The sequence below is a fragment of the Flavobacterium phragmitis genome (assembly GCF_900112575.1).
GTDB classification, from domain to species: domain Bacteria; phylum Bacteroidota; class Bacteroidia; order Flavobacteriales; family Flavobacteriaceae; genus Flavobacterium; species Flavobacterium phragmitis.
Genome location: NZ_FOMH01000019.1, coordinates 1 through 20,152 on the forward strand (window position 1 = coordinate 1; position 20,152 = coordinate 20,152).

17 protein-coding genes, 2 tRNA genes and 2 rRNA genes are annotated in these 20,152 nt (G+C 32.7%); 15 read left to right on the forward strand and 6 right to left on the reverse strand.

All coding sequences use genetic code 11. The features are described from left to right. The 6 genes from BM289_RS24115 to BM289_RS24145 form a co-directional block, all read left to right on the forward strand. A 23S ribosomal RNA gene (locus tag BM289_RS24115) occupies window positions 1-192 on the forward strand; the annotation flags it as partial. 181 nt (window positions 193-373) lie between these two features. Beyond that, window positions 374-483 (forward strand): 5S ribosomal RNA (rrf, locus tag BM289_RS24120). Window positions 484-550: 67 nt separating this feature from the next. Beyond that, window positions 551-623: transfer RNA gene (locus BM289_RS24125), tRNA-Phe, on the forward strand. A gap of 6 nt (window positions 624-629) precedes the next feature. Then, window positions 630-715, forward strand: a tRNA-Leu gene (locus tag BM289_RS24130). A 276-nt stretch (window positions 716-991) separates the two neighbouring features. Then, a complete protein-coding gene (locus BM289_RS24140; protein WP_091498800.1) occupies window positions 992-1,444 on the forward strand; it encodes a DUF1569 domain-containing protein in 453 nt (150 codons plus the stop codon). Window positions 1,445-1,462: 18 nt separating this feature from the next. After that, on the forward strand, window positions 1,463-1,897 hold the full coding sequence (locus BM289_RS24145; protein ID WP_091498803.1) for a nuclear transport factor 2 family protein: 435 nt from the start codon (window positions 1,463-1,465) through the stop codon (window positions 1,895-1,897). A gap of 3 nt (window positions 1,898-1,900) precedes the next feature. Here the strand turns inward: BM289_RS24145 and BM289_RS24150 are convergent, their stop codons facing one another. Continuing rightward, entirely contained in the window at window positions 1,901-2,551 is a 651-nt protein-coding gene (locus BM289_RS24150) for an endonuclease III domain-containing protein (RefSeq protein ID WP_091498805.1), read from the reverse strand. A 51-nt stretch (window positions 2,552-2,602) separates the two neighbouring features. Then, complete coding sequence (locus BM289_RS24155) at window positions 2,603-3,304, reverse strand: alpha/beta fold hydrolase (RefSeq protein ID WP_244165449.1); 702 nt, start codon at window positions 3,302-3,304, stop codon at window positions 2,603-2,605. A gap of 13 nt (window positions 3,305-3,317) precedes the next feature. Here BM289_RS24155 and BM289_RS25690 point away from each other — a divergent pair, with 13 nt between their 5' ends. From BM289_RS25690 to BM289_RS24185, 7 genes are all read left to right on the forward strand, one after another. Then, window positions 3,318-3,488: a hypothetical protein gene (locus tag BM289_RS25690; RefSeq protein WP_244165450.1), complete on the forward strand. Its 171-nt coding sequence runs from the start codon at window positions 3,318-3,320 to the stop codon at window positions 3,486-3,488. A gap of 101 nt (window positions 3,489-3,589) precedes the next feature. Beyond that, complete coding sequence (locus tag BM289_RS24160; RefSeq protein ID WP_091498811.1) at window positions 3,590-5,017, forward strand: glycogen synthase; 1,428 nt, start codon at window positions 3,590-3,592, stop codon at window positions 5,015-5,017. Then, a complete protein-coding gene (locus BM289_RS24165; RefSeq protein ID WP_091499067.1) occupies window positions 5,007-6,287 on the forward strand; it encodes a glucose-1-phosphate adenylyltransferase in 1,281 nt (426 codons plus the stop codon). The genes BM289_RS24160 and BM289_RS24165 overlap by 11 nt, the downstream gene beginning before the upstream one ends. 43 nt (window positions 6,288-6,330) lie before the next feature. Further along, window positions 6,331-8,235 carry a 1,4-alpha-glucan branching protein GlgB gene (gene glgB, locus BM289_RS24170; RefSeq protein WP_091498814.1) on the forward strand — a complete coding sequence of 635 codons (1,905 nt, stop codon included), beginning with the start codon at window positions 6,331-6,333 and terminating at the stop codon, window positions 8,233-8,235. A 202-nt stretch (window positions 8,236-8,437) separates the two neighbouring features. Then, on the forward strand, window positions 8,438-10,837 hold the full coding sequence (locus tag BM289_RS24175) for a glycoside hydrolase family 31 protein (RefSeq protein WP_091498816.1): 2,400 nt from the start codon (window positions 8,438-8,440) through the stop codon (window positions 10,835-10,837). Between the two features lie 83 nt (window positions 10,838-10,920). Beyond that, complete coding sequence (locus BM289_RS24180) at window positions 10,921-11,730, forward strand: M48 family metallopeptidase (RefSeq protein ID WP_091498819.1); 810 nt, start codon at window positions 10,921-10,923, stop codon at window positions 11,728-11,730. A gap of 162 nt (window positions 11,731-11,892) precedes the next feature. Further along, complete coding sequence (locus BM289_RS24185) at window positions 11,893-13,218, forward strand: MFS transporter (RefSeq protein WP_091498822.1); 1,326 nt, start codon at window positions 11,893-11,895, stop codon at window positions 13,216-13,218. Between the two features lie 91 nt (window positions 13,219-13,309). Here BM289_RS24185 and BM289_RS24190 read toward each other — a convergent pair whose 3' ends face one another. The 4 genes from BM289_RS24190 to BM289_RS24205 are packed head-to-tail and all read right to left on the reverse strand — an operon-like array spanning window position 13,310 to window position 16,208. Next, window positions 13,310-14,044: a head GIN domain-containing protein gene (locus tag BM289_RS24190; RefSeq protein ID WP_091498825.1), complete on the reverse strand. Its 735-nt coding sequence runs from the start codon at window positions 14,042-14,044 to the stop codon at window positions 13,310-13,312. Window positions 14,045-14,063: 19 nt separating this feature from the next. Next, on the reverse strand, window positions 14,064-15,122 hold the full coding sequence (locus BM289_RS24195) for a DUF4097 family beta strand repeat-containing protein (RefSeq protein ID WP_091498829.1): 1,059 nt from the start codon (window positions 15,120-15,122) through the stop codon (window positions 14,064-14,066). After that, window positions 15,106-15,639 carry an anti-sigma factor gene (locus tag BM289_RS24200; protein WP_091498831.1) on the reverse strand — a complete coding sequence of 178 codons (534 nt, stop codon included), beginning with the start codon at window positions 15,637-15,639 and terminating at the stop codon, window positions 15,106-15,108. The genes BM289_RS24195 and BM289_RS24200 overlap by 17 nt, the downstream gene beginning before the upstream one ends. A gap of 14 nt (window positions 15,640-15,653) precedes the next feature. After that, entirely contained in the window at window positions 15,654-16,208 is a 555-nt protein-coding gene (locus tag BM289_RS24205) for an RNA polymerase sigma factor (RefSeq protein ID WP_091498834.1), read from the reverse strand. Between the two features lie 276 nt (window positions 16,209-16,484). On the opposite strand from BM289_RS24205, the gene lon reads away from it, so the two are divergent. Together lon and porQ are read left to right on the forward strand one after the other, a co-directional pair. Further along, a complete protein-coding gene (lon, locus tag BM289_RS24210) occupies window positions 16,485-18,938 on the forward strand; it encodes an endopeptidase La (protein WP_091498837.1) in 2,454 nt (817 codons plus the stop codon). A gap of 162 nt (window positions 18,939-19,100) precedes the next feature. Beyond that, window positions 19,101-20,120, forward strand: a complete 1,020-nt coding sequence (gene porQ / locus BM289_RS24215; RefSeq protein ID WP_091498840.1) for a type IX secretion system protein PorQ — start codon at window positions 19,101-19,103, stop codon at window positions 20,118-20,120. Window positions 20,121-20,152: the final 32 nt, after the last annotated feature.

Consider the following 20,152-nt stretch of genomic DNA (forward strand, 5'->3'; position numbering starts at 1 on the left):
GTTGTCCCGCCAGGGGCACCGCAGAGTAGCTACGTTTGGAAGGGATAAGCGCTGAAAGCATATAAGCGCGAAACCCACCACAAGATGAGATTTCTTTTAAGGATCGTGGAAGATGACCACGTTGATAGGCTACAGATGTAAAGGCAGTAATGTCACAGTCGAGTAGTACTAATAATCCGTAAGCTTATGTACGAACTTTTCCCTCCCCGGTCCCAGACCAGAGAGGGAGGAAACTTTCTAAATAAAACTATTGCATTTCTTTATCCCAGTATGTTAAGATATTGTCCGCACGCGGAAAGTCAAAGGTTGTTTGTTATAAGTTATGAGTTGAAAAACTACAAACCATAAACTACAAACCATTAACTGAAAACCTTAAGGTGGTTATTGCGGCGGGGCTCACCTCTTCCCATCCCGAACAGAGAAGTTAAGCCCGCCTGCGCAGATGGTACTGCAGTTTTGTGGGAGAGTATGTCGTCGCCTTTCTTTTGAAAACCCTGTCCAAATGAACAGGGTTTTTTATTCTAACTTTTACTTATTTATAAGTAGAAAAGGTACCTTAGCTCAGATGGTAGAGCAATGGACTGAAAATCCATGTGTCCCTGGTTCGATCCCTGGAGGTACCACATAATGCTCGGATGGTGAAATTGGTAGACACGCTGGACTTAAAATCCAGTGAACAGCAATGTTCGTGCGGGTTCAAGTCCCGCTCTGAGTACTAAAACTTCAACTAGTTTTGCTAGTTGAAGTTTTTTTTTTTACAGTAAACTTTCCTTTTTTAAGGTTTAAATGGATCAGGGATCAGGTTCAAAAGTTGGGGATTAAGCAAAAAGATTGGATAATCTGAATAAGAAAAAATCTATATTTCTGACCCCTCTGAACTGCGCCCTGAAGGCTTTTATTTTAGCATTAAAAAATTCTATAACTTCTTATGTTGTATTGGAATGTAAATTTTATAATTTTACCTTCTCTATAAATCAATATAGCCATAATTATGCAAAATATCTTTCTTTTAGAAGATTGTGAAGAGTTAATTAGTCGTATTAATAAGCTAAAATCAGATTCTCAGCCACTTTGGGGTAAGATGAGTGTTGACCAAATGCTAGCTCATTGTAATGTAACTTATGAAATGGTTTATGATGATATTCATCCCAAACCTAATGCGTTTCTAAGATTAATTTTAAAATATTTTGTAAAAAAGAAAGTTGTTGACGAAACTCCTTATCCGAGAAATATAAAAACAGCACCTCAATTTATTATATCTGGAAACCGTAATTTTAATATTGAAAAAGAAAGGCTTATATCTTATATTAAGAGAACGCAGGAATTAGGTAAAAATAGTTTTGAAGGAAAAGAATCTCTTTCTTTCGGAAAGCTAAGTTCTGAAGAATGGAATAATATGTTTGCAAAACATTTAGATCATCACTTTGCTCAATTTGGTGTATAATTATATCCTTATTTACTTATGAAACATTATTTTGTTTTATTTTTTCTGTTTTTTGGATTTATTTGTAATGCGCAAAAACAAGATGTTCAAAAGTGCATAGAAACTTTTTTTGAAGGATTTCATCAAAGAGATTCTGTAAAAATTAAAACCGTCTGTGCGGATAAAATGATTCTGCAGTCCATTAGTGAAAACTCTGTTAAAGGAAATAAATTATCTAATGAAAGTGCTGTAGCATTTTATAAAGCAATAACATCTATTCCGTTAAATATGAAATTTCAGGAAAAGATTTTAAGTTATAATATTCAGGTTGATGGAGTGATGGCGCATGTTTGGGCTCCGTATGAGTTTTATATAAACGACAAGCTCAGTCATTCAGGTGTAAATACTTTTACTTTGTTTAAAGAAAAAGACAATTGGAAAATAATTTACTTAATTGATACAAGAAGGAAATAGTAATTATTTTTTCTGATATTCAATAGAATAATATAAGCAAATATCATTTAGAAGGCACTCTTCACATTTTGGTTTTGGTCTGCAGGTTTCACGCCCCAAAAAAGAAATTGCCATTCCAATTTCTGACCAGATATTTTTAGGTAAAGCCTGCATCAAATCTTTTTCTACTTTATTTCCGTCTTTTGATTCTTTGATAATTCCAATTCTTGGAGCAACTCTTATCACATGTAAATCTGCTATTATACCTTCTGCAGCTTGTTGGGTTTCTCTTAAAATTACATTGGCAGATTTTCTGCCTACACCTTTAAGTGCCGTTAATCCAGACATCGATAAAGGAATATCTTTATCATCTTTAATAGTTTGAGCAATATCCAAAAGCCATTGCGCTTTAGTTGGATAATTGCGTACTTTGTTTATGTAAGGAATAAAAGTTTCCAAATTAGTTTTGGACAAACTTTTTAATGTTGGAAATTTCTCAAATATATTAGGAGCAATTTTATTTATATTAGCGTCGGAATCCTGAGCTGATAATATAACCATTACTAAAAGCTGGTATGTATTTTTATACTCTAATGGATGGCTTTTTCCTTTATACTTTTTTAAGATGGGTTTTAATTTTGTTTCCCAGTTAGAAGTTTCTCCAAATAAATCCATTATAATAATTTTTTTTAGCTGTTCTTGATATTAAGTTAGTTATCTATAAAATTAACTGATTTTCACGAACTCTAGTATCTTTTTGATAACATTTTGATTTCCAAGTATTTTTCTATGACCTAATCCGTCAGTTAGATATAAAAATCCGTTTTCAAGGTTTTGATAAATGTGAGTTCCTGCTTTTACTAGAACTTCGGGATCATCATTATCATGAATAACTAAAACAGGAATCTTTATTTTTTGAGCTGCTCGATAAGCTGAAAAGTCATCCATTTTTACCTGATATTTATCTTCAAAAAATATTCTTAAACGCTCACTGTATTCCATGTCTAGTTTTAGTTTTGAAATAAACTCATCTAAAATATCTTGTACAATATCTCCACTTCCAATGATGACAGCTTTCTTAACTTTTAAGCCATCCTTAATGGCGTTTAAAACTGACATACCACCTAAAGAATGTCCGATTGCAATTTCAAAAAAACCGAATTGTTTCTCAATTTCGAGAATAGAAGCAATAAACTCAGACATTATGGTGTTGCTTCCTTCTGATTTTCCATGAGCAGGTGCATCAAAACTGATGGTAGAATATCCTTGTTTTAATAATTCATCAGCAATTTTAAACAACTGTGTTCCTCTGCCAGACCAGCCGTGAACTAATAATACTTTACGTTCACTTTGCCCATAATGATATACATAAATATTTTTATTGATTACTGGCACGTATAAAAGTTGCTTTGAGCTTTTAGAATCCATCTCAAATTCACGTTTGGGAACTTTATGTTTTATTGGGGTTGTAAATATTTTGGCAGCAAATTTAGTAGCGAGATTTTTCGATACAAATGCACAAACCTTGGCAGATAGTATAATTATCTGTGGAATTTTTAATGATTTAATAGGATTAATTGCCTTTTTTGCCATTTCAATAAAACTTGTTTAAGTGCAGTACTCTGCCTGTTTTTTTGCTAAATTTAAAAAAAAGATAAAAGTAGCATATTAATGATTGTTTCTTAAAAAAATAATCGCAAATTAATTTCTGAAATGGAGATTTTTCATATAAGTGCAGAATGTTATCCAATGGCAAAAGTCGGTGGTTTGGCGGATGTTGTTGGAGCATTACCCAAATATCAAACAAATGCTGGACATCAAGTTAGAGTTGTTGTTCCCTGTTATGATACAAAGTTTAGAAGCGAAAATGATTTTGAATGTGTTCATTGGGGAACAGTGAAACTTGGAAATTTTGATTTTCCTTTTAGCGTTCTTAAGGAGACTACAGATAAACTAGGTTATGAATTATATCTAATAGAAATTAATGATTTGTTTAATCGTCCCAATATTTACGGATATGAAGATGATATTGAACGATTTTTATCTTTTCAGATAGCAACTTTAGATTGGATTATAGCCAGAAATAAAATTCCTGATATAATCAATTGCCATGATCATCATACGGGATTAATTCCATTTATGTTACAGCTGGCTTATAAATATGAAATTCTCAAGGATGTAAAAACAGTTATAACTATTCATAATGGTTTATATCAAGGTTGGTTTGGATTTGATAAATTGTATTATCTACCAGAGTTCGATTTAAAACATATTGGATTGTTAGAATGGAATAATTCTATTAATTCATTAGCTGTGGGAATTAAATGCGCGAATGCAGTAACAACAGTTTCACCAAGTTATTTGAATGAAATAAACTATGCTGCAAATGGATTGGAAAGTTTGTTTCAGGCTGTTCGCAATAAATCAAGAGGAATTTTAAACGGAATCGATTTTGAAGTTTGGAATCCACTGAAAGATGTTATGATAGCTGAAAATTATTCTATTGAAAATTTTGAAATTGGAAAACAGAAAAATAAAGAAAAGTTATGTGAGCGGTTTGAACTGGATTCTTCAAAACCACTTTTTAGCTTTATTGGACGTTTGTTTGAAGAAAAAGGCGGAGACTTATTGCCACAAGCATCTGCTTTGGCTTTATCAGAACATTTTGAGGAGATTAATATCTTGATTTTAGGTTCAGGAAATGCCACAATAGAATCACAATTGACACAATTACGGAACGATTATACAGGAAATTATAACGTTTTTATAGGCTATAATGAAGAATTAGCGCACTTGATTTATGCAGGTTCAGATTATATTTTAATGCCATCCAGAGTAGAACCTTGTGGGTTAAATCAAATGTACGCCATGCGATACGGAACAATTCCAATTGTTAGAAGAACTGGAGGTTTGCGAGATACTGTTGTAGATTATGGAGATGACGGAAATGGAATCTGTCATGATCAGTCTTCAGTTGGCGATATCTGTTATTCTATAAATCGTGCTGTTTCATTGTACGACGATAAAATAAATTTCAATAAAGTAGTTCAGAGAGGAATGGCGACAGATCATTCCTGGGAGAGAGTTTGCCAAGAATATATCGAAATATACACCTTAATAATTGAGAAAAATGAAATTTAAAAAGAAAAATGTAGTTGCTATTATTTTAGGAGGAGGACAGGGATCGCGTTTATTCCCATTGACAGAAACGAGATCAAAACCAGCTGTTCCAATTGGTGGAAAATATCGTCTAGTCGATATTCCAATTTCTAATTGTATCAATTCGGATATTTTTAAAATATTTGTTTTGACACAGTTTAACTCTGCATCTTTAAATGCTCATATCAAAAACACTTTCAATTTTAGTATTTTCAGTCAGTCCTTTGTAGATATATTGGCTGCTGAACAAACTCCAGATAATCCAACGTGGTTTCAAGGAACTGCCGATGCCGTAAGACAGTGCATGTCACATTTTTTAAAACACGATTTTGATCATGCTTTAATTCTTTCAGGAGATCAGTTGTATCAAATGGATTTTAATGAAATGCTGGAAGCTCATATTGCTGCCGATGCTGAAATTTCGATTGCAACTTTGCCTGTAAATGCTAAAGACGCGCCAGAATTTGGGATTCTTAAAACAGATCATGAAAATAATATTCATGCTTTTATTGAAAAACCACATGCTTCCTTACTGCCTGAATGGGAGTCAGAAGTAAGTGAACAAATGCAAGAAAAAGGCAAAAAGTATCTTGCTTCAATGGGGATTTATATTTTTAATAAATCGTTGTTGGAAGAATTAATGGCTAATCAGGAAACAAAAGATTTTGGAAAAGAAATTATTCCGCAAGCTGTTGGAAAACATAAAATATTAAGCTATCAGTACGAAGGATATTGGACAGATATTGGAAACATCGAATCATTCTTTGAAGCTAATATTGGTTTAACGGCAGATATTCCAGAATTTAATTTATTTGATAACGAAAATAAAATTTTCACAAGGCCAAGATTATTACCGCCTTCGAAATTTAGAAACTCAATTATTAACCAATCTTTAATTTCAGAGGGATGTATCATCAATGCTAAAGAAATTAAAAGCTCTGTAATTGGTATTCGTTCCAGAATTGGAGAAGGAACTGTTTTGGAAAACTGTTACGTTATGGGGAATGACTTCTACCAGGATCTTGACGAGTTGAATCATGAAAGCAGTATCAGTAAAATCCATGTTGGTATTGGAGAAAATTGTTTTATTAAAAATGCTTTGATAGATAAAAACGTACGCATTGGAAACAATGTTCACATCAGTGGTGGAAAGCATTTAGATAATTTTACTAACGAACTATACAGTATAAAAGACGGAATTGTTGTGATTAAAAAGGGAGTTACACTTTCAGACAACTTCAGAATAGAATAAAACAAAAATAAATTCCAAAATCCAATTTATCCAAGAAACTAATATGTCTAAAGTAATTCCACATTCTCTATTTACTGATTTTGATATTGATTTATTTAAAGCCGGGAAGCATTTCAAATTATATGAAAAGTTAGGTGCTCATTTGGTTGAAGTTAATGGAGTAAAAGGCGTTTATTTCGCAGTTTGGGCTCCAACGGCACATTCTGTTTCAGTTGTGGGTGATTTTAATTACTGGACTCAAGATGAGCATAATTTGAATGTGCGCTGGGATTCTTCTGGAATTTGGGAAGGATTTATTCCAGATATTTCAAAAGGAACGCTTTATAAATATAAAATTCAATCGAATGTTAATGGTGTTATAACAGAAAAAGCAGATCCATTTGCTTTGTATTGTGAAAGACCACCGCATACTGCCTCTGTAGTCTGGGATTTAGATTATACATGGAAGGACGAAAAATGGATGCAGACACGCCAAGAAAAAAATGCTTTAGATAAACCTTATTCTGTTTACGAAGTGCATTTGGGATCTTGGAGAAGAGCAGATCATAATCGTTTCCTTACTTATCTAGAATTTGCTGATGACTTAGTCAAATATGTAAAAGAAACAGGTTTTACTCATGTTGAGTTTATGCCTGTTATGGAATATCCGTACGATCCTTCATGGGGATATCAACTAACGGGATATTTTGCGCCGACTTCACGTTTTGGCAAACCTCAGGATTTTATGGTTTTGGTTGATAAACTGCATCAGGAAGGAATAGGAGTAATTTTAGACTGGGTTCCGTCACATTTTCCTGATGATGCACATGGATTAGGATTCTTTGATGGTTCGCATTTATATGAACATCCTGATCGCAGAAAAGGCTATCATCCCGATTGGAAAAGTTTAGTTTTTAATTATGGAAGAAATGAAGTTCGAGCATTTTTAATTAGTAATGCCGTCTTCTGGCTTCAGAATTACCATGTGGATGGATTACGTGTTGATGCTGTTGCCTCTATGCTATATCTGGATTATTCGAGAAAAGATGGTGAATGGGAAGCTAATATTTATGGAGGAAGAGAAAATTTAGACAGCATCAGCTTTCTTAAAGAATTTAATGAAGTAATCTATTCTAATTTTAATGGGGTTCAAACCATTGCTGAAGAAAGTACTTCTTTTCCAATGGTATCAAGACCAACATCTTTTGGAGGTTTGGGTTTTGGAATGAAATGGATGATGGGTTGGATGCACGATACTCTCAAGTATTTTCAAAAAGAAACCGTTTACAGAAAATACCATCAGAACGATTTGACATTTTCTATGACTTATGCGTTTACGGAAAATTTTATGCTTCCGTTTTCTCATGATGAAGTGGTTTACGGAAAACAATCTCTTATCTATAAAATGCCGGGAGATGAATGGCAGCGATTTGCCAATTTAAGATTATTGTATGGTTATATGTTCACGCATCCAGGAACAAAATTATTGTTTATGGGAGCTGAGTTTGGACAAACTGGAGAATGGAATTTTGAGCAAAGTTTAGACTGGCATTTGTTACAATACGATTTTCATTCAGGCATTAAAACACTAATTACAGATTTAAATAATTTATATAAATCTTACCCTGCGCTTTATGAAAAACAATTTTCTGGAGAAGGTTTTGAATGGATTAACTATTCGGATCATCAGAATGCAGTAATGTCTTATATCCGAAAAGGAAATAATCCAGATGAAGACGTTATTGTAGTTTGTAATTTCACTCAAGTTGTGAGAGAAAATTATAGGATAGGTGTTTCTAAAAAAGGAACATTAAAAGAAATTTTTAATACTGATAATTCAATTTATGGAGGCAGTGGTGTTGGAAATCAGCATTCAATTGAAACAAAAGCTGTCGAATATGATGGAAGAGATTTTTCGGTTGAATTAATTCTTCCGCCATTAAGCGTAACTGTCTATTCCTTCGTTTAGAAAAATCCTACATTTATTTATATAAGCAGCGTTTTATCATTTTATCCTTTTAAAATTATCGATTTGTTGCTTTTTTGATCTCATATTTGCAAGTCAGTCAGAAAAAACGTTTTCGTGATTAAACCTTTTATTCATAGGGCTTTATCAACTTTTTTTGTATGTTTGAAATAGAGATTATTGTTATAATTAATTCATTGGCGATATGATTACAAACACATCATTAGAATACAAAGGCGATTTATATCCATCAAAAATTGTTTCTTACGAGCATGAAGGAGATTCTATTTCTTTTAATACGGATAACAAAGTAATTTTAAAAGTTACAATTCTTAGAGACAGTTTAATACGATTTCGCTTTACTACAAAAGGATATTTTAGCAATGATTTTTCGTATGCCATTGATAAAACCCAGCTTCATGGTTACAACTTTTTAGAACTTACCGAAGAAGAAACTTATTTTGAAATCAGAACAAGTAAGGTAAAATGTAAAATCCAGAAAGCAGATCTTCGTCTGGCTATTTATGATTTAAATGACTTTCTTATTCTTGAAGACGAGCTTGGTTTTCATTGGGAAGAAAGCTACGAATATGGTGGAAACATTGTAAAAATGAGTAAATTCTCTAAAGATGGAGAATGTTATTATGGACTTGGAGATAAGGCTACTCAGATGAACCTTAAAGGGAAAAGAGTAGAAAATTTTGCCACCGATCAATATGCTTATCAAAAAGATCAAGAACCTTTATATAAAGTGGTTCCATTTTATATTGGGTTGCATAATAAGCAGTCTTACGGAATATTTTTCGATAACACATTTAGAACTTTCTTTGATTTTTGTCAGGAAAGAAGAAATATAACCAGTTTCTGGGCAGAAGGTGGCGAAATGAATTATTACTTCATTTACGGCCCTCAAATGCAGGATGTGGTTACAACTTATACCGATTTAACGGGGAAACCAGAATTACCGCCGCTTTGGGTTTTAGGTTACCATCAATGTAAATGGAGTTATTATCCAGAAAGTAAAGTAAAAGAAATTACATCTAAATTTAGAGAACTTAAAATTCCATGTGATGCCATATATCTGGATATTGATTATATGGACGGTTTTAGGTGTTTTACTTGGAATAAAAACTATTTTCCTGACCCCAAGAAAATGGTGGCAGAATTAGCTGAAGACGGATTTAAAACTGTTGTCATTATCGATCCTGGAATTAAAATTGATAAAGATTATTGGGTTTATCAAGAAGCTTTGGAAAAAGATTATTTCTGTAAAAGAGCCGATGGGCCTTATATGAAAGGAAAAGTATGGCCGGGAGAATGTAACTTTCCTGATTACACAAATCCCGCAGTAAGAGAATGGTGGGCTGGTTTATTTAAAGAATTAATTGCAGATATTGGTGTAAAAGGAGTTTGGAACGATATGAACGAACCAGCTGTTATGGAGGTGCCAAATAAAACATTTCCAATGGACGTTCGCCATCTTTATGATGGAAATCCTTGCAGTCATAGAAAAGCCCATAATATTTATGGAACTCAAATGGCAAGGGCAACTTATCATGGTGTAAAACGATTTGTTTACCCAAAACGTCCTTTTGTTATTACAAGATCTGCTTATTCTGGTGCACAGCGTTATACATCATCTTGGACAGGTGATAATGTGGCGACTTGGGAACATTTATGGATTGCCAATATTCAGGTGCAGAGAATGTCAATTTCTGGAATGGGATTCACAGGTTCAGATATTGGTGGATTTGCAGAACAACCTTCGGGAGAATTATATGCTCGTTGGATTCAATTGGGGGTTTTCCATCCATTCTGTAGAACACATTCATCTGGAGATCATGGAAATCAAGAACCTTGGTCATTTGACGAAGAAGTGATTAATATCACTAGAAAATTTGTGAGTCTTCGTTATCAATTATTACCTTATTTATATACCATGTTTTGGCAGTATATTGAAGAAGGAGTTCCAATGCTAAAACCTTTGGTTTATTATGATCAAGATGATACGCAGACACATTATCGTAACGACGAATTTGTTTTTGGAAACCAAATTTTAGTTTGTCCAATACTTGAACCTAATGCTGTAGGTAGACGTATGTATATTCCAAGAGGAGAATGGTATAACTACTGGACAAATGAATTATTTGTTGGAGGAAGAGAAATTTGGATTGACACCAAATTTGATGAAATTCCTGTTTTTATAAAAGCGGGGGCAATCATTCCAAAATATCCAGTGCAGCAATATGTCGGAGAATTAGAGTTTGACGAATTAACACTTGATGTTTATTACAAACACGGAAAAGAAAAATCACAAGTTTATGAAGATGCACAGGACGGTTATGATTATAAAAAAGGACGTTATAGTTTCCTGTCTTTGAGAACTATTGGAAAAGATAAAGAATTAATTATTCAGCTTCACAAAGAAGGCAAGTATGATACACCTTACAGCAAGTATAAAATTAATTTAATTGGCCTTCCTTTTAAAGTGACTGAGATCGAAATTGACAATGAAAAAGTTGAGTTTGACAAAATTAGTTTTGAGTCAAATAACTTCTTAATCGTTGATAAAGAGTTTAATGAACTTCATATTGTGGGAGAGTAGTTAAAATTCTGATAATTTTTTGACTTATTGTATAAAATAATAATTTGTAATAATTGTATTTTTGTTAGAAAATAGCTCGAATTATGAAAAAATATTTGTTTTTAGGGATCTTCAGTAGTCTTGTTTTATCTTGTGCAACAAACCCAATAACAGGAAAACAAAACTTGAATTTTGTTTCAAACAGTGAATTATTTCCAACTTCATTTCAACAATACAGTACATTTTTGTCCGAAAATAAAGTGATAACAGGAACTTCAGACGCAAAACTTGTTGAAACTGTTGGCTATAAAATTAAGTTAGCAGCCGAAAAATATTTAGCTTATTTAGGACAATCACAGTATTTAAAAGATTATCGTTGGGAGTATAAATTAGTTGATAATAAAGAAGTAAATGCTTGGTGTCTTCCAGGAGGAAAAATTGTAGTTTATTCCGGAATTTTACCGATAACTCAAAATGAATCAGGTTTAGCAACTGTAATGGGGCACGAGGTTTCACACGCTTTAGCTAATCATGGTGCTCAAAGAATGAGTGCGGCGCAGTTACAGCAAATTGGAGGAGCAGTTTTAGATGCGGCAACAAGCAACAAAACAGCTCAGACAAGAGAAATCTTTTCTCAAGCTTATGGGATGGGAACTGAAGTAGGAGTAATGTTGCCTTTTAGCAGAAGCAATGAAAGCGAGGCTGACAAAATTGGTTTAACTTTAATGGCTATTGCAGGATACAATCCAGAAGATGCTGTATCTTTTTGGGGAAGAATGGCGGCAAAATCGGGTGGTTCTGGAACACCAGAATTTATGAGTACACATCCTTCCGACGCTACAAGAATTGCTAATATAAAAGCCTTAATTCCAGAAGCTAAAGCAATTGCACTTAAAGTTGGTACTATCAAATAAAAAATTAGTATAAAAGATATGATTTTCTAAAAGCTATTCAATATTCGAATAGCTTTTTCTTTTTATTGAAGTTCATGATTTAATAATATATGAATTGAAAATTTTCTATTTGATTATGATAAAAATTAGATAAATTCGTAGCCTATTAACAAAACCATTTCTATGAAAAACCTACAAAAGGGAGACAAGAAGCTTTTAAATGCCTGGGCATTTTATGATTGGGCCAATTCAGTTTATACTTTAACAATTGCTTCGGCAGTATTTCCAATTTTTTACGAAGCCTTATTTTCAGACCGTGATCACTATATTGATGTTTTTGGAATGCATCTTAAAAATTCTGCATTAATTAGTTTTATTACTGCTTTTGCCTTTATGGTGGTTTCTTTTATTTCTCCATTATTATCTGGTATTGCCGATTATGTTGGAAATAAGAAATCATTTATGAAGTTCTTTTGTTACGTGGGAGCACTGTCTTGTATGGGATTGTATTGGTTTGACTTGGATAATATTTACGTCGGATTATTATTTTACTTTTTAGGATTACTTGGATATTGGGGAAGTTTAGTTTTCTATAATTCATACCTGCCAGATATTGCTTTCGAAGAGCAACAAGACAGAATTAGTGCTAAAGGATATTCGCTGGGATATATAGGAAGTGTTATTTTGTTGATTATCAATTTAGCGATGATCATGAAACCAAAATTATTTGGAATCTCTGGAACAGACGGAGAAGCAGCAATGAAAGCTATGCGATATTCTTTTGTGATGGTGGGAGTTTGGTGGATTTTATTCAGTCAATATACATATTACTATTTACCGAAAGGAAGTAAAGAAACAGGACAAAAACTAACAAAATCAGTTGTGTTTAATGGCTTTAAAGAGCTAAAAAAGGTTTGGGCATTACTTAACCAAAATATTCCATTAAAACGTTATTTAGGAGGATTCTTCGTTTCTAGTATGGCTGTTCAGACCGTAATGCTTGTAGCCACTTATTTTGGCGCTCAGGAAATTCAATGGGAAACCAAAGAACAGAGTACAATTGGATTGATAGTTTGTATTTTGATTATTCAATTAGTAGCGGTTATTGGAGCTGTTTTAACATCAAGAGCTTCTGAGAAATTTGGAAATGTTCCAACGCTGATTTTTATCAATGGTATTTGGGCAGTATTTTGTGCACTTGCCTTTTTTATTACTTTACCAACACATTTTTATGTAATGGCGACTGTTGCTGGATTTGTAATGGGAGGAATTCAAGCTTTATCACGTTCTACTTATTCAAAATTATTGCCTGATACGGAAGATACGGCTTCGTTTTTTAGTTTTTATGATGTAGCAGAGAAAATCGGAATTGTAATTGGAATGTGTGTTTACGGCATTATTGATCAAATTACGGGAAGTCCACGTGCGGCAATTGTAATTTTAGCAATTTTCTTTATCACCTCAATATTTCTTTTAAGAAGAGTACATAAAAAAGACGTTTCGAATTAACGAAACGTCTCTTTGATATCAATATCACGAATTGCAGCTTATTATTTGATTGATGATAGTTTAGTAATTCGTGATATTTTTTTATAAATAATTAACCTTTCGAAATACTTCCTGAGCCTGAAACTTTTACATCACGTTTTTCAGGATTTCCTAGATATTTGATTTTTCCAGAACCGGAAACTCTAGCCCTTATACTTTCATTACAAGTTATTTTGCTGTTTCCTGAGCCAGAAATATTCGCATCAACTATTTTAGATTTTAGTTCAGCAGCATTTATATTTCCTGAACCAGATATTTTGCTGGTGAAGGAGTTGGCAGTACCTTTTAGAGTTACATCACCAGAACCGCTAAGGGCTAAATCAAAAGCATTTGCTTCAATATTTAAATCAAAATTTCCTGAACCAGATAATTTAGCCGTTAGGTTGTCACTTTTAATTTTATCTTTAGCTCTAACATTTCCTGATCCTGATAAAGTCACTGCGTCAATTTTTTCAAAAGGAATAGTAACTTCAATTTTCTTTCCAGAACTAGAACGAATTTGAGTTCCTCTTTCTACATAAACTTTTAGCTCGTTTCCTTCAACTTCAACTTTAATTGCTTGCAGTAAATTTTCTTCGCCTTTAATTGTAATTTTCCCTTCTTTACCAGCAACTAAATCCACATCAAAAAAACCTGCGATTTTAATGCTGTCATAATCTCCTGTAGTTCTGGTTTCGGTTGTAATTTTGCCGTTTCCACTTATTTTGTTGTTAGATCCCCATTGTGCATTAGCATTTAAATTACTTAGAAGTAAAGCTAATGTTAGAAATAGAATTGACTTTTTCATTGTTTTGATTTTTAGATGATTAATTTTTTATTAAAGAAACGTTTCCGTAATTAGAACTGATATTAACTTTGTTTTGACCTTTTTTCTTGTAGAAACCGCTTATTCTTTTAGTATTGCTTTTAGTCTCAGAAATAGAAATGTCTAAAGTATTGTCGTGTTTAATATTTGAATACCTAGTAGAAATATCAAAATCAAAAGCATAATTTGTTGCATAACCAAGAGAAATGTCTGTATATCCAGAATTGATATTTACATTTCCAGCTTTTTCAGTCATGTTTCCAATATTGATTTTACTGTAATTGGTATCAAAACTAAAGTTGCTGGAAATTTCTCCAATATTAATAGTTAAATAATTTCCAGAACCACTTAAAGAATTGATTTTTTGAAACTTAAAATTTCCGTAATTACATTCATACTTTATGTTTTCACCATCACCAAGATTTACATCTGTATAATTAGCATTTAAGTTTAGATTTCCTGAGTCATTAATTTTAAGTCCAGAATATCTGGCATTAATATTTCCTGTTTTAATATACTCAATACTTGAATTTTGGCAGTATGCAATTTCAATGTTATTACTTGATCCGTTTAGTTTTCCCAAAGTAACTTTGCCGTATTTACAGCTTATGTTAGAATTTCCTTCTAAGTTTAGAGTAGAGATATTACCATATTTATTGAATAATTTTGCAGAACCGTTTTTAGGAATTTTAATTACATAATTAATTTCAAAGCTGTTGTTGCTTCCTTTACTTTTTAAAGAAGAATTTCCAAGATTAGTAACTGCAGAAACCATACTTTTAAGAGCGGTAATATCTACATCGATGCTGTTTAAACGTTCGTTAACCCAGTTTTCATTAGGTCCGTTAACTTTGATTGTGATATCCAAATCAATTTTGTCTTCGTCCCACGTAGATACCGAAATATTGCCATATTTGTTATCAATATCAATTCCTGCATTTGAGTTTACGATATACGTTTTTTTTATGTTTTTTTGTTTGGTAATAAAAGTGTCATCATTTGAAAATCCCAAGAAAGGAATCAAAAGGAATAAAATGAGTAAGTTATAGTGTTTTTTCATTTGATGTGTTTTTAAATTTTTCGTTATCCTCAATTTGTTTTAGAACGGTTTGCAAAAAAGAAATTCGGGTTTGCAAATTGCTGATCATAGCATAAATAATCTGTTTGTTTTCGCCATTTTTCTGGAGTTCATTAATGATTTTTTGGTAATCGGCATCAAAGGTTTTCATTTGTTTTAATGCATCATTAATAATCTGTTCGTTTTCTGGAGAACTTTTTTCTTTTAATTTAACCAGTTCGTTGTCAATTAGAATGTTGAAAATAGAATCAGTGCGTTTAGTTTCTTTTGAAGCAAATTTGAATTCTTTTGGTTTTTCATTTTTATAAAAAATAGATACACCAAGCATCAATACAATAGAAGCTGCAATAGCTGTTACGAACCAGTATTTTTTCTTTGGTTCTTTTTTATTTAATTTTTGCATAAAATCCATTTGATGATTGGGGTCTAATTCCTCAATATCCCATTGATTTTCAAACTTGCTGAATAATTCGTCTAAATTGTCTTTTTCATTTTTCATAATTCCAATTCATTTTATATTTCTTCCAATTTCTTTCTCAAACTATCTTTTGCTCTGCTTAAAGTTGTTCTGCAATTGGCATAAGTAATATTTAAAATTTCGCAGATCTCTTCTTGGTCATAACCTTCAATATAAAACAGTGTCAAAACCATTCTGTAGTTGTCTTTTAATTGTAGGATAGTATCCAGAACCTGTTTTACTTTTAGATTGTTTAAGTCGATATTATCAGAAACAATTCCATCATTTTCTTCGATTTTGTAAAGCTGTTTACTTAAGTCTTCTACTTGAAAAGAGTTGTTTTTTTTGTAAAAATCGATACTGTAATTGATGATTATTTTCTTTAACCATGCACCAAAAGCCACTTCTTGTTTATAGTCATTGATTTTTGTAAAAGCCCTTAAGAATCCTTCTTGCATGACGTCTTGTGCAAAATGTTCATCTTTTACAATACGATACGCAACGTTATACATCGCTTTGCAATAGCGATTGTAAATTTCAAACTGCGCTTTCTGATTATTGTTTTTACATAGCGCAATTAATTCTTCGATATTTTGGTTGTTTTGACTCAAGTAATGGCTTTTGGTTTTTATAAATGACTTTGCTTTTTTTTGTTTGTTACACTTTTGATAAAATTAATTTTATTTTTTTTAAAATTTTTTATCTGATGAAAAACTAAATCTAATATTAGAACTGACTTATTTTGCATTTGGCACAATGATTGTCTATTTTTATGGCCTGTCTGGTAATTGAAAAACAGATCATGTTTTCAGGTAAAGCGTAATAAAGTAATACCTATTTTACAGATAGCTTAATTTTTTTAATGACAAAACGACTTATATATTATCATGTCAAATCATAAAATACTCACTATTGACAATCTGTCACTTCAGGAATTTGATTCAGAAGCAGAATTAATCCCTTTGTTAACTCCGGAAGACGAAGAGGAAATGAATAACGAAGAGCTTCCTGTTTCTCTTCTAATTTTACCGTTACGTAATACTGTTTTATTTCCAGGAGTAGTTATTCCAATTTCTGCAGGAAGGGATAAATCGATAAAACTTATTAATGATGCCAATGCTGGCGGAAAGATAATAGGTGTTGTTTCGCAAATTAATGAAGAAGATGAAGACCCGTCAAAAGATGATATTCATAAAATAGGTACTGTCGCTCGTATTTTACGTGTTTTAAAAATGCCTGATGGAAATGTTACCGTTATTCTTCAAGGAAAAAAACGTTTCGAAATCGACGAAGTCGTTTCAGAAGAACCCTACATGACAGCTACTATTAAAGAAGTTGCAGAAGAACGTCCAGATGAAAATGATTCGGAATTCACAGCTATTTTAGATTCGGTTAAAGAATTGGCTATTCAAATTATTAAAGAAAGTCCAAATATTCCCTCTGAAGCTACTTTTGCAATTAAAAATATTGAAAGCCAGTCGTTTTTAATCAATTTTGTTTCTTCTAATATGAATTTATCAGTAAAAGAGAAACAAGGTCTTTTATCGATAAATGGTTTAAAAGAACGTGCTTTAGAGACGTTACGTTATATGAATGTTGAACTTCAAAAATTAGAATTGAAGAATGATATTCAGTCAAAAGTTCGTTTTGATTTAGATCAACAGCAGCGTGAATATTTCCTTCATCAGCAAATGAAAACCATTCAGGAAGAATTGGGAGGCGTTTCGCAGGAAGAAGAAATGGATGAAATGGGCTTAAAAGCGAAAACCAAAAAATGGGACGAAAAGACGCAGAAACATTTCGAGAAAGAATTGTCAAAAATGCGTCGTATGAATCCGCAGTCTCCAGATTTTGGAATTCAAAGAAACTATTTGGAGTTGTTTTTAGAATTGCCTTGGGGCGAATATTCTAAAGATAAATTCGACTTGAAATTTGCACAGAAAGTTTTAGATAAAGACCACTTCGGATTGGAAGATGTGAAAAAGAGAATGATTGAACATTTAGCAGTTTTAAAACTGCGAAATGATATGAAGTCACCAATTATTTGTTTAACAGGGCCTCCAGGAGTTGGAAAAACTTCTATCGGACGTTCGGTTGCTGAAGCTTTAGGTCGTGAATATGTTCGTATTTCATTGGGTGGATTGCGTGATGAAGCAGAAATTCGCGGACATAGAAAAACCTACATTGGAGCAATGCCAGGAAGAATTATTCAAAGCCTGAAAAAAGCAGGAACTTCAAATCCGGTGTTTATTTTAGATGAGATTGATAAATTATCAAGTGGCAATAGCGGTGATCCATCTTCGGCTTTACTAGAAGTTTTAGATCCAGAGCAAAACAGTGCTTTCTATGATAATTTCCTTGAAATGGGATATGATTTGTCTAAAGTAATGTTTATTGCGACCTCAAACAATATGGCTGCAATTCAGCCGGCGTTACGTGACAGAATGGAAGTAATCAAAATGTCAGGTTATACTATTGAAGAAAAAGTTGAGATTGCAAAAAGACATCTTTTTCCAAAACAATTAGAAGCGCACGGTTTAACTTCAAAAGATTTAACAATTGGCAAGAAACAATTAGAAAAAATTGTTGAAGGTTATACGAGAGAATCTGGTGTTCGTAATTTAGAAACTAAAATTGCTCAGGTCATAAGAAATGCTGCAAAATCGGTAGCAATGGAAGAGGAGTACAATAAAAAAGTGACAGACGAAGATATTGTTGCTATTTTAGGTGTTCCGAGACTAGAGCGTGACAAATATGAAAATAATGATGTTGCTGGTGTTGTAACTGGTTTGGCTTGGACAAGTGTCGGAGGTGATATTTTGTTTATCGAATCTTTAATTTCTGAGGGAAAAGGAGCTTTAACGATTACAGGAAATCTAGGAACTGTAATGAAAGAATCTGCAACTATTGCTTTAGAATATATTAAAGCCAATGCTAAGAAATTAGGTTTGAGTACGGAGATTTTTCAAAAATACAATATTCACCTGCATGTCCCAGAAGGAGCTACTCCAAAAGATGGTCCAAGTGCTGGTATTGCAATGCTGACCTCTTTAGTTTCGCTTTTAACTCAGAAAAAGGTAAAGAAAAGCCTAGCTATGACAGGAGAGATTACTTTAAGAGGGAAAGTTTTACCTGTTGGCGGAATTAAAGAGAAAATCTTGGCAGCAAAAAGAGCTGGAATTAAAGAGATTATTCTTTGCCATGAAAACAAAAGCGACATTGATGAAATTAAAGCAGAATACTTAGAAGGACTTTCATTTCATTATGTAAAAGAAATGAGCGAAGTCTTAGCAATAGCTTTAACAGATCAAAGTGTAAAAAATGCTAAGACATTAAAATAAGCTTCAATAAAATCATTTAATTCTTAAAATCCAAATTCCAATTTTACTATTGGAATTTGGATTTTTTTATTGAAATTTATTTAGCGTTTATTTTCATTTTTGCTGTTATATAATTTTATATTTGTAGCTGCGTTATTCACAAATAGGAGCGTTCCCAAAGACATGTTTAAACAAATCGTTTTATTTTTTATGTTACTGATTTGTTCGACTTCGTTCGGACAAGTTGGAGGACGTTACACCTATCAATTTTTGAATTTGACGACTTCGCCAAGACAGGCTTCACTCGGTGGAGATGTTATCACTATCTACGACGAAGATGTTAATCAAGCCATGTCTAATCCAGCTCTTATAAATGCGGATATGGACAATCATTTAGCTATGAATTACGGGAGTTATTATGGAGAAGCTTCGTATGGAACCGCTTCATACGCCTATACTTATGACAGACATGTTCAAACACTTTATGCTGGTGTAAGTTACATCAATTACGGCTCTTTTGAAGGGTATGATGAAAACGGACAAGCAACCTCTAATTTTACAGGAAGTGAAGGTGCACTTACTGTAGGATATGCGTACAACGTTCCTTATACAAGTTTGTATATTGGTGCAAATGCTAAGCTCATAACATCTTCATTAGAAAGTTATAATTCTATTGGTGGCGCTGTCGATTTAGGGGCTTTGTATGTAGACGAAAGAAATGATATCAATTTCGCTTTGGTGTTTCGAAACATTGGGACGCAATTTACTACCTACTCAGGAATAAAAGAAAATCTGCCTTTTGAAATTGTTGCAGGTATTTCGCAGGAATTAGAGCATGTGCCTATTCGCTGGCATCTTACGTTAGAAAATTTACAGCAATGGAATATCTCATTCTCGAACCCGAATCGAGGAGAAACCAATATTGATGGTTCAACAAGCCCAGAGAAAGTTTCGTTTTTTAATAACGCATTAAGACACGTTGCTTTTGGAGTAGAGCTTTTCCCAAAAAGAGCCTTTAATTTACGTGTTGGTTATAATTTTAGAAGAGGAGAAGAATTAAGAGTTGACGAACAACGTAATTTCTCGGGAGTTTCGTTAGGATTTGGATTAAAGATAAATAAATTACGATTTAATTATTCCTACTCTAGATATACATTGGCAGCCAATACAAGTCTTTTCGGCTTAATTTTAAATTTTCAATAACTAACATTTAATAAAGAGTAATAATACGTCAT

Excerpts from the sequence above, each read along its gene's own strand:
- BM289_RS24150 (WP_091498805.1), bottom strand. The coding sequence starts at position 2,551 with ATGGATTTATTTGGAGAAACTTCTAACTGGGAAACAAAATTAAAACCC.
- BM289_RS24185 (WP_091498822.1), top strand. The coding sequence starts at position 11,893 with ATGAAAAACCTACAAAAGGGAGACAAGAAGCTTTTAAATGCCTGGGCA.
- BM289_RS24180 (WP_091498819.1), top strand. The coding sequence starts at position 10,921 with ATGAAAAAATATTTGTTTTTAGGGATCTTCAGTAGTCTTGTTTTATCT.
- porQ (WP_091498840.1), top strand. The coding sequence starts at position 19,101 with ATGTTTAAACAAATCGTTTTATTTTTTATGTTACTGATTTGTTCGACT.
- BM289_RS24190 (WP_091498825.1), bottom strand. The coding sequence starts at position 14,044 with ATGAAAAAGTCAATTCTATTTCTAACATTAGCTTTACTTCTAAGTAAT.
- lon (WP_091498837.1), top strand. The coding sequence starts at position 16,485 with ATGTCAAATCATAAAATACTCACTATTGACAATCTGTCACTTCAGGAA.
- BM289_RS24200 (WP_091498831.1), bottom strand. The coding sequence starts at position 15,639 with ATGAAAAATGAAAAAGACAATTTAGACGAATTATTCAGCAAGTTTGAA.
- BM289_RS24195 (WP_091498829.1), bottom strand. The coding sequence starts at position 15,122 with ATGAAAAAACACTATAACTTACTCATTTTATTCCTTTTGATTCCTTTC.
- BM289_RS24160 (WP_091498811.1), top strand. The coding sequence starts at position 3,590 with ATGGAGATTTTTCATATAAGTGCAGAATGTTATCCAATGGCAAAAGTC.
- glgB (WP_091498814.1), top strand. The coding sequence starts at position 6,331 with ATGTCTAAAGTAATTCCACATTCTCTATTTACTGATTTTGATATTGAT.
- BM289_RS24175 (WP_091498816.1), top strand. The coding sequence starts at position 8,438 with ATGATTACAAACACATCATTAGAATACAAAGGCGATTTATATCCATCA.
- BM289_RS24145 (WP_091498803.1), top strand. The coding sequence starts at position 1,463 with ATGAAACATTATTTTGTTTTATTTTTTCTGTTTTTTGGATTTATTTGT.
- BM289_RS24140 (WP_091498800.1), top strand. The coding sequence starts at position 992 with ATGCAAAATATCTTTCTTTTAGAAGATTGTGAAGAGTTAATTAGTCGT.
- BM289_RS24155 (WP_244165449.1), bottom strand. The coding sequence starts at position 3,304 with ATGGATTCTAAAAGCTCAAAGCAACTTTTATACGTGCCAGTAATCAAT.
- BM289_RS24165 (WP_091499067.1), top strand. The coding sequence starts at position 5,007 with ATGAAATTTAAAAAGAAAAATGTAGTTGCTATTATTTTAGGAGGAGGA.